Below are 12,484 nucleotides of genomic sequence, written 5' to 3'. Positions count from 1 at the left end.
CCTTTTTTAGTGCCAGTCTAAACTTAGAATTGTTCAGAGTTTAATGCTTGGCTAAATGCTTGGTCTACTTCGCTGAAGTCATTATGAAGCTCATGCTCTGCAGCTTCTGCTTCTTGACGACGACGCTCTAAGTGGTACGCAAGACCAGTACCTGCTGGAATCAAACGACCTACTACAACGTTTTCTTTCAAGCCACGTAAATCATCTTCTTTACCTGTTACAGCCGCTTCAGTTAACACACGAGTTGTTTCCTGGAACGATGCAGCAGAGATGAACGAGTCAGTAGAAAGCGATGCTTTCGTAATACCCATCAATTGACGTTCAAACTTCGCAGGGAACTTGTTCTGAGCCAAGACAGCTTGGTTCTCTTGAACAACGCGGATGTAATCCACTTGCTCGCCTTTAATGAAGCTTGTATCACCGCCATCAGTGATATCAACTTTACGCAACATTTGACGTACGATAACTTCAATGTGCTTATCGTTGATTTTTACACCTTGGAGACGGTAAACGTCTTGAACTTCGTTCACGATGTAGTTAGTTAATGCAACTTCACCTTTCAAACGCAAGATGTCATGTGGGTTTTGTGGACCATCAGAAATAGTCTCACCACGGTTCACATGCTCGCCTTCGAATACGTTGATTTGACGCCATTTTGGAATCAATTCTTCGTAAATCTCAGAACCATCATCAGGAGTAATTACCAAACGGTTTTTACCCTTAGTCTCTTTACCGAAGCTTACAACACCTGATACTTCAGCAAGAATTGCATGCTCTTTTGGCTTACGCGCTTCGAACAAGTCAGCTACACGCGGAAGACCACCGGTAATATCACGAGTACGTGATGTTTCTTGTGGTACACGACCAATAACGTCACCCACACCAATCGTTTCGCCATCACGGACAGTTACGATTGTATTTTGTGGCAAGAAGTAGAACTGTTCGCCGCCATCTGTTGTATCCAACACGATTGCAGGACGTAAATCCTTACCAGAAGCAGGACGAGCTGTTACAGGCAAGATTTCAACAGTAGTCATACCAGTTGCATCATCAGTTTTCGATGTTGCAGTTACGCCATCAGCGATTTGGCTGAAACGCGCTTTACCAGCAACTTCTGTTACCAATGGATGTGTATGCGGATCCCAAGTCGCTACGATACCGCCAGCTTCTACAGCTTCACCATCTTTCAACAAGATGCTTGCACCGTAAGGAAGTTTATAACGCTCGCGCTCACGACCTAAATCATCGGCAATACCAATTTCACCTGAACGTGAAACTGAAACCAAGTGGCCTTTTGCATGTTGTACAGTTTTCACGTTATGGAAACGTACAGTACCTTTATTACGTACTTGAACACTGTTCGCAGCAGAAGTTCGGCTCGCAGCACCACCAACGTGGAACGTACGCATTGTTAACTGTGTACCCGGCTCACCGATTGACTGTGCAGCCATTACACCGACTGATTCACCTGGGTTCACCAAGTGACCACGTGCAAGGTCACGACCATAACAACGAGCACATACACCGAATGTTGATTCACATGCGATTACTGAACGTACTTTAACTTCATCGACACCAGCTTCTTCAAGCTGAGCTGCGATTTTCTCGTCAATTAACGTACCACGAGGTAATACAACTTCATCATCAGATGCACGACGTACGTCTTCAGCAGTTACACGACCTAATACGCGGTCACGTAATGGCTCGATGACATCACCACCCTGAATGAATGGAGTCATTACTAAACCACCCGCTGTACCACAATCAGGTTCAGTAATTACCAAGTCTTGCGCTACGTCTACAAGACGACGAGTCAAGTAACCAGAGTTCGCAGTTTTCAATGCTGTATCGGCCAAACCTTTACGCGCACCGTGTGTTGAAATAAAGTACTGAAGTACTGTTAAACCTTCACGGAAGTTCGCTTTAATCGGAGTCTCAATAATCGAGCCATCCGGTTTTGCCATCAAACCACGCATACCAGCAAGCTGACGAATCTGCGCCGCACTACCACGGGCACCCGAGTCAGACATCATATAGATGCTGTTGAATGATTTTTGTTTCTCGTCTTCACCTTGTTTGTTTTTAACAAGTGTATAAGACAAGTTATCCATCATTGCTTTAGCAACTTGGTCGTTTGTACGCGCCCAGATATCGACAACTTTGTTATAACGCTCACCAGCAGTTACGAAACCTTGTTCGAACTGTTGTTCGATTTCACGAACTTCTGTTTCTGCTTTATCAATAATTGTGTGCTTAGTAGGTGGAATGAGCATGTCTTCCATACCTACAGATACACCTGAACGAGTCGCTTGACGGAAGCCCAAGTACATTAATTGGTCAGCAAAGATAACTGTATCTTTCAAACCAAGTTTACGGTAGCAAGAGTTGATCAATTTAGAGATGTTCTTTTTAGTCATCTCAAGGTTGATCATGTCAAAGCTTAAGCCTTGTGGAACAATTTCCCAAAGCAAACAACGACCAGGTGTTGTATCAACAATAATAGTTTGGTGTTCACGTTCACCATTTTCATTGATAACAGTTTGGTGTACACGTACTTTAACACGCGCATGGATCGCAACCTGACCAGTAGCAAGTGCACGGTTTACTTCATGAGTATCCGCGAACACCATGCCTTCACCTTTGGCATTTACAGCATCACGTGTGATGTAGTAAAGACCCAAGACAACGTCCTGAGAAGGAACGATGATTGGCTCACCGTTTGCTGGTGACAAGATGTTGTTTGTTGACATCATCAATGCACGAGCTTCTAACTGTGCTTCAAGTGTCAATGGAACGTGTACCGCCATTTGGTCACCATCGAAGTCGGCGTTAAACGCAGCACAAACGAGTGGGTGAAGACGGATTGCCTTACCTTCAATAAGAATAGGTTCAAATGCTTGAAGACCTAAACGGTGAAGTGTTGGCGCACGGTTCAACATTACTGGGTGTTGACGAATTACAGAAGCAAGAACGTCCCAAACTTCCGGAGTCTCACGCTCAACCATTTTCTTCGCAGCTTTAATGGTAGTTGCCTGACCTGAAGCTTGTAGTTTCGCGAAAATGAATGGCTTGAATAATTCAAGTGCCATTTTCTTCGGAAGACCACATTGGTGAAGACGTAAAGTAGGACCTACAGTAATTACCGAACGACCGGAATAGTCAACACGCTTACCTAATAAGTTCTGACGGAAACGACCTTGTTTACCTTTGATCATATCTGCCAAAGATTTTAATGGACGCTTGTTAGAACCAGTAATTGCACGACCACGACGACCGTTATCAAGCAATGCATCTACAGACTCTTGTAACATACGTTTTTCGTTACGTACGATGATATCTGGAGCAGCAAGGTCAAGAAGACGCTTCAAACGGTTGTTACGGTTAATGACACGACGGTATAAATCGTTCAAGTCAGAAGTCGCGAAACGACCACCTTCAAGTGGAACTAATGGACGTAAATCAGGTGGAAGTACCGGAAGTACATTCATCACCATCCATTCTGGCTTGTTGTTTGAATCTTTGAATGCTTCCATCAATTTCAAGCGTTTAGACGCTTTTTTCAACTTCGTTTCAGAAGTTGTTTGAGGAATTTCTTCACGTAAACGTGCGATTTCAGCTTCAAGATCGATATCTTTCAACAAGTCTTGAACCGCTTCTGCACCCATTTTCGCAGTGAATTCATCACCGTGTTCTTCAAGTGCATTGAAGTATTCTTCGTCTGTTAAAAGTTGATACTTTTCAAACGGAGTCATACCTGGGTCAGTTACAACGTATGATTCGAAATACAATACACGTTCGATATCACGAAGTGTCATATCTAATAATAAACCGATACGGCTCGGTAACGATTTTAAGAACCAGATATGTGCAACTGGAGAAGCAAGTTCAATGTGACCCATACGTTCACGACGAACTTTCGCTGTAGTTACTTCAACGCCACATTTTTCGCAAATGACGCCTTTGTATTTCATACGCTTGTATTTACCACACAAGCATTCGTAATCTTTTACTGGACCAAAAATTTTGGCACAGAACAAACCGTCACGTTCTGGTTTAAAAGTACGGTAGTTAATTGTCTCAGGTTTTTTAACTTCACCATGAGACCATGACTTAATCATTTCTGGTGACGCAAGACCAATACGGATACGGTCAAACTCAATTGGTGCATGACCATCTGAGTCCGTTTTCTTACGCATGATATCGAGCAAGTCTTTCAATTTTTTTCTCCGTGTGTCGGGAAGCAATGCTTACCCGACTGGGTCACAAATATTGTTTTTACCTAAAAAATCGTGAGTCTTACGACTTAGTCACCATTTTTCAGTTCAATGTTGATACCTAAAGAACGGATCTCTTTGGTCAATACGTTGAACGATTCAGGCATACCCGGATCCATATAATGGTTACCATCTACAATATTCTTATAGATGCGTGTACGACCTTCAACGTCATCCGACTTAACAGTTAACATCTCTTGGAGAGTATATGCTGCGCCGTAAGCTTCGAGTGCCCAGACCTCCATCTCACCGAAACGCTGACCACCGAATTGTGCTTTACCACCAAGCGGTTGCTGTGTAACAAGAGAGTAAGAACCAGTTGAACGCGCATGCATCTTGTCATCAACCAAGTGGTTCAATTTGAGCATGTACATGTAACCTACAGTTACAGGACGATCAAACTGTTCACCAGTACGGCCATCAAACAATACTGTTTGGCCTGTACGAGAGATACCAGCTAACTCAAGCAAGTCTTTAATTTGGCTTTCTTCAGCACCATCGAATACAGGAGTAGCTAAAGGTACACCTGCACGTAAGTTGCCTGAAAGTGCCAAGACTTCAGCATCAGTTAAGCTATCAAGATCTTCTTGCTCACCACCGACTTTGTTATAAATCTTGTCTAAGAATTCACGCAGTTCTAAAACTGTACGCTGTTCTTTCAACATTTTCTCGATTTTATCACCAAGCCCTTTAGCCGCCATACCTAAGTGAGTCTCAAGAATCTGACCCACGTTCATACGAGATGGTACGCCCAACGGGTTCAATACGATATCTACCGGTACACCGTTAGCATCGTGTGGCATGTCTTCAACAGGTAAGATGTTAGATACAACACCCTTGTTACCGTGACGACCAGCCATCTTATCACCAGGCTGAATACGACGTTTAACAGCTAAGTAAACTTTAACAACTTTCAATACGCCAGTTGTTAGTTCATCACCTGTTGCAAGCTTACGTTTCTTCTCAGCGAATTTCTCATCAATTTCTGCACTCTTTTCTTTTAAGAACACTTGAATTTGAGTTAAACGCTCAGCGATTGCTTCATCTGCCGGTTGAATTTCAAGTAAATCAACAAGCTCTAAACCAGATAACACTTCTTCAACGAGTTTGTCACCACGTTTAGTTGAACCACCGCCATTAGACTCTTGGCCTTTAAGCAAACGAATTACACGCTCACGAGCTGCTTCTTCAAAGATCTTGTATTCTTCTTTTAAGTCTTTACGGTAAGCATCAAGTTGTGCTTTTTCGATCGCCAATGCACGGTCATCTTTCTCCAAGCCATCACGAGTGAAGACTTGAACATCGATAACTGTACCTTTTGTACCAGATGGAACACGTAAAGATGAATCTTTAACGTCAGCTGCTTTCTCACCAAAGATTGCACGAAGCAATTTTTCTTCAGGAGTTAACTGAGTTTCACCTTTAGGCGTTACTTTACCAACAAGGATGTCACCTGCTGTAACTTCAGCACCGATATAAACGATACCTGATTCATCAAGTTTAGAAAGTGCAGCTTCACCAACGTTAGGAATATCGGCAGTAATTTCTTCTGCACCTAACTTAGTATCACGCGCTACACAAGATAATTCTTGAATATGAATAGAAGTTAAACGGTCTTCTTGAAGTACGCGCTCAGATAATAAGATCGAGTCTTCATAGTTGTAACCATTCCAAGTCATGAACGCAACGCGCATGTTTTGACCAAGCGCAAGCTCACCCATATCTGTAGACGGACCGTCTGCCAAGATATCACCGCGAGCAACTTTGTCGCCCAAATTCACGATAATATTTTGGTTGATACAAGTGTTCTGGTTAGAACGCGTATATTTAATGAGGTTGTAGATATCTACACCAGCCTCACCAGCAATCATTTCATCTTCGTTTACACGAATAACGATACGAGAAGCATCTACGTATTCAATTGCACCACCACGGTTTGCGATCACACACACACCTGAGTCACGTGCAACGTTCGCTTCCATACCTGTACCTACAAGCGGTTTATCCGCACGTAGAGTAGGAACTGCCTGACGTTGCATGTTTGAACCCATAAGCGCACGGTTCGCGTCATCGTGTTCAAGGAATGGAATAAGTGATGCAGCAACAGATACAACCTGCTGAGCAGAAACGTCCATATGCGTCACTTTTTCTGGTGGCATACGTACGAATTCACCTTGATGACGAACAGAAACAAACTCTTCTGTTAAGTTGCCATCTTTATCTACTGCAGAATCGGCCTGTGCAATAACAGTACCTACTTCTTCAATCGCAGAAAGGTATTCAACTGCATCAGTTACTCGACCATCTACCACTTTACGGTAAGGTGTTTCCAAGAAACCAAAGTCATTTGCTTTTGCATATACTGAAAGCGAGTTGATCAAACCAATGTTTGGACCTTCCGGCGTTTCAATTGGACATACACGACCATAGTGAGTTTGATGTACGTCACGTACTTCAAAGCCCGCACGTTCACGTGTTAAACCACCAGGCCCAAGCGCTGATACACGACGCTTATGCGTAATCTCAGATAATGGGTTGTTTTGGTCCATGAACTGAGATAATTGGCTTGAACCAAAGAATTCTTTGATTGCAGCAGCAACTGGTTTAGCGTTAATTAGATCTTGTGGAGACAAGTTATCTGTTTCTGCTTGGCTTAAACGTTCTTTAACTGCACGTTCAACACGAACCAAACCAACACGGAATTGGTTTTCAGTCATTTCACCAACAGAACGTACACGACGGTTACCCAAGTGATCGATATCGTCGACTTCACCTTTACCGTTACGGATTTCAACTAATGTACGTAATACATCAATGATATCTTCGTGCGATAAAATACCTTCTACTTCACGTGACTTCTGGTCAGTACCAACTTCGTATGGACGACCCAAACGACGGTTGAACTTCATACGACCTACTGGAGATAAGTCATAACGCTCAGAAGAGAAGAATAAGTTATTGAATAAGTTTTCAGCAGCTTCTTTTGTTGGCGGCTCGCCTGGACGCATTACTTTATAAATTTCAACTAATGCTTCTTCACGACCAGCCGTTGTATCTGCACGTAAAGTGTCAGCAACAAACGAACCACGGTCAATATCGTTCGTAAACAAGATATTGAACTGTTTAACACCACCTTCTGCCAACTTCACCATAACTTCATGGCTTAACAAAGTATTCGCAGCAATTACTTCACCATCACGCAAAGTAATATTTTCAGCAGTGATACGCTCATATAAGTATTCATCAGGAACTGAAAGTTTTGTTAAACCAGCAGCTTCCATTTGACGTACGTGACGAGCATTAATACGCTTACCTTGCTCAACAATAACTTTACCGTCATTATCAGCAATATCAAATTGAGCCATTTCCCCACGTAAACGTTCAGGTACTAGGTCAATCTGGTAACTGCCCATATCAAGATACACAGGTACTTTTTCATAGAACAAATTCAAGATTTGTTCGTTGTTATAACCTAGTGCACGTAACACAACAGTAGCAAGTAATTTACGACGACGGTCAATACGTACGTAAACTAAGTCTTTCGCATTAAATTCGAAGTCTAACCATGAACCACGGTAAGGAATGATACGTGCTGAATACAACACTTTACCACTTGAGTGGGTTTTGCCTTTATCGTGATCAAAGAAAACGCCTGGTGAACGATGTAATTGAGATACGATTACACGCTCAGTACCATTAATGACGAATGTACCGTTTTCAGTCATGAGTGGAATTTCACCCATATAGACTTCTTGTTCTCTTACGTCTTTAATTGATTTAGTTTCGCGATCTTTAATAATCAAACGAATTTTAACGCGCATTGGTGCCGCATAAGTCGAACCACGAAGAATACATTCGCGTACATCGAACTCAGGTTTACCAAGGCTATACTCAACAAATTCTAAAGCAGCATTGCCAGAATAACTTTCGATAGGAAAAACTGAACGAAATGCGGCTTGGAGACCGATATCTTCGCGGTTTTTTGGAGTTTTGCCATCTTGCAAGAATGTTCTGTACGAATCGACCTGAATCGATAGTAAGTACGGTGCATCCATTACTTGGGGCAATTTACCAAAATTCTTACGGATCCGTTTCTTTTCGGTATATGAGTATGCCATCTGGAGTCCTCGGAAAGTAAACCAAGCCCGCCTGCAGAACGGGCTCAGAAGGAATTACGCAGGCCGATATGGCCACCACTGTTTACAAATGCTGCAATTTTTAGTGGTATAAAAACGCTTAACAATATTTTTAAAAAAGAAAAATATTGGTAAACATTTGAAATTACTTGTTTTATTTGAATTTTTCTAAAAAACAAACAAAACTAACAAAAATCGAGCCGATTATTGTAACGCAAAAAGGCTGATGACCCAAGAGCCATCAGCCATTTTATGGAGCCGATTTAAAAACCGACTCCTTTTACAATTACTTAAGTGTAACTGTAGCACCAGCTTCTTCAAGTTTCTTCTTAAGTTCTTCGCCTTCTTCTTTAGAAACGCCTTCTTTAAGAACTTGAGGAGCACCTTCAACTAGGTCTTTAGCTTCTTTAAGACCAAGGCCAGTTGCTTCACGAACTGCTTTAATTACAGCTACTTTGTTAGCACCGAAAGAAGTCAACTCAACGTTGAATTCAGATTGTTCTTCAGCAGCAGCAGCAGCGCCACCAGCTGGAGCAGCAACAGCAACAGCTGCAGCTGAAACGTTGAATTTCTCTTCGAAAGCAGAAATTAATTCAACAAGTTCAAGAACAGTTTTTTCAGCAACTGCGTTTAAGATTTCTTCGTTAGTTAAAGCCATGAGAATAACTCCAAATGGATATTGAATGGTGTGTAAAATTGATTAAGCAGCTTCTGACTCGTTTTTCTCTTTGAGCGCTGTAATAAGGCGACCCAATTTCGAAATAGGAGCTTGAAGGACAGAGGCAAGCATAGTAAGAGCTTTCTCTTGGTTCGGAAGGTTTGCAATTACGCTAACGTCAGCACCTTGATAAACTTTGCCGTCAAATGCAGCAGCTTTTAACTCAAATGCTTTGTTAGTTTTAGCAAAATCTTCGAACAAACGTGCAGCTGCACCCATGTCATCTTCAGAAGTTGAAAAACCTAGAATTGTTGGACCAACAAGGTTGTCGTTCAAGATATTGAATTGAGTATCTTGAAGTGCGCGTTTAGCCAAAGTGTTACGTACAATACGTGTAGAAACACCTAACTTACGAGCTTCAACACGAAGTGTTGTTAATTGCTCTACGCTTAAGCCTTGGTAGTCAGCAACAACGGCTGCAAACGCCTTAGAAGCAACTTCACTTACTTCCGCAACGATCTGTTTTTTGTCTTCAATAAGAAGAGCCATTGTAAAACCTCCTAAGGTGATTTATGTACCCAATGGGCACACTCCCAATTCGTAAGCCTTTCGACTTACACGCGGAGGAGGAACAAATCACACCACCGCGTCTACGCAGGCTGGTTTATTAAGAAAAGTGCTATTCGAAAACGGCATCTTTTCGCCTGAGGTCTTTGACGCTGATAAATTCTCATTTATCAATTCAAAGTCCGCCTGACGGGTAAGGGATAAAGCTTTGCTCCACCCAACCAAATAGAAAACATTTCTATTTAAGTTCTGTCCCCAATCAGGACTTTAAAATTCTTTACTAAGTCTAAACTTAGTTAGAAACGTTGTTTACATCAACTGTAAGACCAGGACCCATAGTTGAGCTCAAAGTGATCTTTTTGATGTATACACCTTTAGAAGTTGCAGGTTTTAACTTTTTCAAGTCAGCAACTAAGGTTTCAACGTTTTGACGGATAGCAGCAGCATCAAAGCCTAATTGACCGATCGCAGCATGGATAATACCCGCTTTGTCTACACGGTAACGAGCCTGACCAGATTTAGCGTTTTTAACAGCATTCGCTACGTCAGGAGTTACAGTACCAACTTTAGGGTTTGGCATTAAACCACGTGGACCAAGAATTGTACCGAGCTTACCAACAACACGCATAGCGTCAGGAGCAGCGATTACAACATCAAAGTCAAGGTTTCCACCTTGGATGCTTTCAGCAAGGTCATCAAAACCTACAACATCAGCACCAGCTTCTTTAGCAGCTTCTGCTTGCGCGCCTTGAGCAAATACAGCTACACGTACAGTTTTACCAGTACCTGCAGGTAATGTAGTTGCGCCACGAACAACCTGGTCAGATTTACGTGGGTCTACACCAAGATTTACAGCTACATCCAAAGATTCTTTGAACTTTGCAGCAGGTAGGCTGTTAAGAACTTGTACTGCTTCTTCCAAAGTGTAAACTTTGTTTGCTTCAACAGCAGCAGCAATGGCTTTTTGACGTTTAGTTAACTTTGCCATGTCTTATAGCTCCACTTCCAAGCCCATAGAACGTGCAGAACCAGCGATGGTACGAACACGTGCGTCTAAATCAGCACCAGTTAAATCCGGTTCTTTAGTAGTCGCAATTTCTTCTAACTGAGCACGAGTCAACTTACCAACTTTAGTTTTGTTTGGTACAGATGAACCCTTTTGAATACCAGCAGCTTTCTTAAGAAGAATAGAAGCTGGAGGAGTTTTCATGATGAATGTGAACGACTTGTCGTTGTACACAGTAATCACTACAGGAATTGGAAGACCTGGTTCAACTTTTTGTGTAGCAGCATTGAATTCTTTACAGAATGCCATGATGTTTACACCACGTTGACCTAATGCAGGACCAATTGGTGGAGATGGATTTGCTTTACCAGCTGGAACTTGCAGCTTGATATAGCCGTCAATCTTCTTAGCCATTTTAAAATACCTCTGGGTACAAACGCCGCTAGGCTCCCCAATCTTTACGCAACACTACTGTTACAACAACAATGCCCGATAAAATCGGGCGCTTTTCAACCAATTGAGATTAAATCGTTTTTTCGACTTGGCGAAACTCGAGTTCAACCTGAGTTGGTCGATTAAATACATTAATCGTCAACGTTAAACGTGACTTATCGTATTGAACTTCTTCCACCACACCTTTAAAGTCTGTGAATGGACCGTCAATAACAAGTAATTCTTCACCTGGCTCAAACATCGTTTTAGGACGTGGCGCTTCACCAGTATTACGTACACGCGCAAGAATCGCATCTGCTTCACGTTGAGTGATTGGTGCTGGTTTTTCAGGTGTACCACCGATAAAACCTAGAACCTTTGGACATTCTTTAACGATATGCCAAGTATCATCATTCATTTCCATTTCGACTAACACATAGCCAGGAAAGAATTTACGCTCAGATTTACGTTTCTTACCATCCTTCATTTCTACCACTTCTTCGGTAGGAACAAGGACATCACCAAAGCTATCGGCAACAGCGCTACGCTGGATTCGTTCTGTAAGTGAACGCATCACTTGTTTTTCATAGCCAGAGTAGGCATGAATAATGTACCAACGTTTCATAGCTCTTTTACCCGATAATCAACTTAATTAACCAACCCAAACCATAGTCAAAGCACCATAAAACCAATGATGCAATAACTACAACCAATAGAACCTGCCACGATGTAGTGACTGTTTCTTGTTTTGTTGGCCAAGTTACTCGACGCAATTCGACTCGTGCATCTTTTAACAAGCGAACGAAGCCTTTACCTTGATGGGTGGCGTATAATAAACCTAAAGCCACAACGATACAAGCAAAAATTGCCCCAACGCGCACCCAAACATTATTTGCAGGTGCCCAATACGCTGGCAAATGCTGATTCACCATGGTAGCTAAAAGCAACAATGCTATTGCTATCACCCATAGAACAATATCTAAAGGCGAACCAGAACGAACAACTTCAGCAGAATTATTTCTTTGAGGAATTGGCGCGTCGCTCAATGCGTCACGCGATTTATCATTCGACATTTTTGTACTCGTCGTAGAACTCGCGACTTATTATATGAACAACTAAGCCAGCATCAAGCTTTTTATTTCAAAATATGGCAGGTCAGGAGGGACTCGAACCCCCAACATTCGGTTTTGGAGACCGACGCTCTACCAATTGAACTACTGACCTATAATGCAAGTTGAGAGCCAAAGCCCTCAACCTGAGACGTAATCCGTCACTATAATATGCTTATGCAGTTACTTTCGCAACAACACCAGCACCTACAGTACGACCACCTTCACGGATCGCAAAACGTAGACCTGGGTCCATTGCGATTGGGTGGATTAATTCTACTGACATTTCAACGTTGTCGCCT

The 12,484-nt window shown here is 42.3% G+C and carries 8 protein-coding genes, 1 tRNA gene and 1 pseudogene; all 10 read right to left on the bottom strand.

What is annotated here, in order from left to right:
• Nucleotides 1-23: 23 nt before the first annotated feature.
• Nucleotides 24-4,217, bottom strand: a complete 4,194-nt coding sequence (gene rpoC / locus JGE69_RS12270; RefSeq protein WP_002114988.1) for a DNA-directed RNA polymerase subunit beta' — start codon at nt 4,215-4,217, stop codon at nt 24-26.
• 86 nt (nt 4,218-4,303) lie between these two features.
• Nucleotides 4,304-8,392, bottom strand: coding sequence for a DNA-directed RNA polymerase subunit beta (gene rpoB / locus JGE69_RS12265; RefSeq protein ID WP_199113794.1), 4,089 nt, complete (start codon nt 8,390-8,392; stop codon nt 4,304-4,306).
• A gap of 304 nt (nt 8,393-8,696) precedes the next feature.
• On the bottom strand, nt 8,697-9,068 hold the full coding sequence (gene rplL, locus JGE69_RS12260; RefSeq protein ID WP_001229360.1) for a 50S ribosomal protein L7/L12: 372 nt from the start codon (nt 9,066-9,068) through the stop codon (nt 8,697-8,699).
• Between the two features lie 42 nt (nt 9,069-9,110).
• Nucleotides 9,111-9,617 (bottom strand): 50S ribosomal protein L10, encoded by a 507-nt coding sequence (rplJ, locus tag JGE69_RS12255; RefSeq protein ID WP_002115099.1) that lies wholly within the window; start codon nt 9,615-9,617, stop codon nt 9,111-9,113.
• 310 nt (nt 9,618-9,927) lie between these two features.
• A complete protein-coding gene (gene rplA, locus JGE69_RS12250; protein ID WP_005065788.1) occupies nt 9,928-10,623 on the bottom strand; it encodes a 50S ribosomal protein L1 in 696 nt (231 codons plus the stop codon).
• Nucleotides 10,624-10,626: 3 nt separating this feature from the next.
• Nucleotides 10,627-11,055, bottom strand: coding sequence for a 50S ribosomal protein L11 (gene rplK / locus JGE69_RS12245; protein WP_001074682.1), 429 nt, complete (start codon nt 11,053-11,055; stop codon nt 10,627-10,629).
• A 109-nt stretch (nt 11,056-11,164) separates the two neighbouring features.
• The gene (nusG, locus tag JGE69_RS12240; RefSeq protein WP_002115092.1) at nt 11,165-11,698 is read right to left on the bottom strand and encodes a transcription termination/antitermination protein NusG; all 534 of its coding nucleotides are present in this window, start codon (nt 11,696-11,698) and stop codon (nt 11,165-11,167) included.
• 7 nt (nt 11,699-11,705) lie between these two features.
• On the bottom strand, nt 11,706-12,146 hold the full coding sequence (gene secE / locus JGE69_RS12235) for a preprotein translocase subunit SecE (protein ID WP_057069058.1): 441 nt from the start codon (nt 12,144-12,146) through the stop codon (nt 11,706-11,708).
• 75 nt (nt 12,147-12,221) lie between these two features.
• Nucleotides 12,222-12,297 (bottom strand) — tRNA-Trp (locus JGE69_RS12230).
• Between the two features lie 60 nt (nt 12,298-12,357).
• Nucleotides 12,358-12,484, bottom strand: a pseudogene (locus JGE69_RS12225) (elongation factor Tu); the annotation flags it as partial.

Origin of the sequence: Acinetobacter sp. C13 (assembly GCF_016809775.1) — a bacterium.
In the GTDB taxonomy this organism is placed as follows: domain Bacteria; phylum Pseudomonadota; class Gammaproteobacteria; order Pseudomonadales; family Moraxellaceae; genus Acinetobacter; species Acinetobacter pittii.
The sequence above is the reverse complement of the archived record's forward strand: the minus strand, read 5'-3'. Positions and strand labels throughout refer to the sequence as shown.

Bases quoted from the DNA above. Each gene is read 5' to 3' on its own strand.
- nusG (WP_002115092.1), bottom strand. From the start codon at position 11,698: ATGAAACGTTGGTACATTATTCATGCCTACTCTGGCTATGAAAAACAA.
- rplA (WP_005065788.1), bottom strand. From the start codon at position 10,623: ATGGCAAAGTTAACTAAACGTCAAAAAGCCATTGCTGCTGCTGTTGAA.
- secE (WP_057069058.1), bottom strand. From the start codon at position 12,146: ATGTCGAATGATAAATCGCGTGACGCATTGAGCGACGCGCCAATTCCT.
- rplK (WP_001074682.1), bottom strand. From the start codon at position 11,055: ATGGCTAAGAAGATTGACGGCTATATCAAGCTGCAAGTTCCAGCTGGT.
- rplL (WP_001229360.1), bottom strand. From the start codon at position 9,068: ATGGCTTTAACTAACGAAGAAATCTTAAACGCAGTTGCTGAAAAAACT.
- rpoB (WP_199113794.1), bottom strand. From the start codon at position 8,392: ATGGCATACTCATATACCGAAAAGAAACGGATCCGTAAGAATTTTGGT.
- rplJ (WP_002115099.1), bottom strand. From the start codon at position 9,617: ATGGCTCTTCTTATTGAAGACAAAAAACAGATCGTTGCGGAAGTAAGT.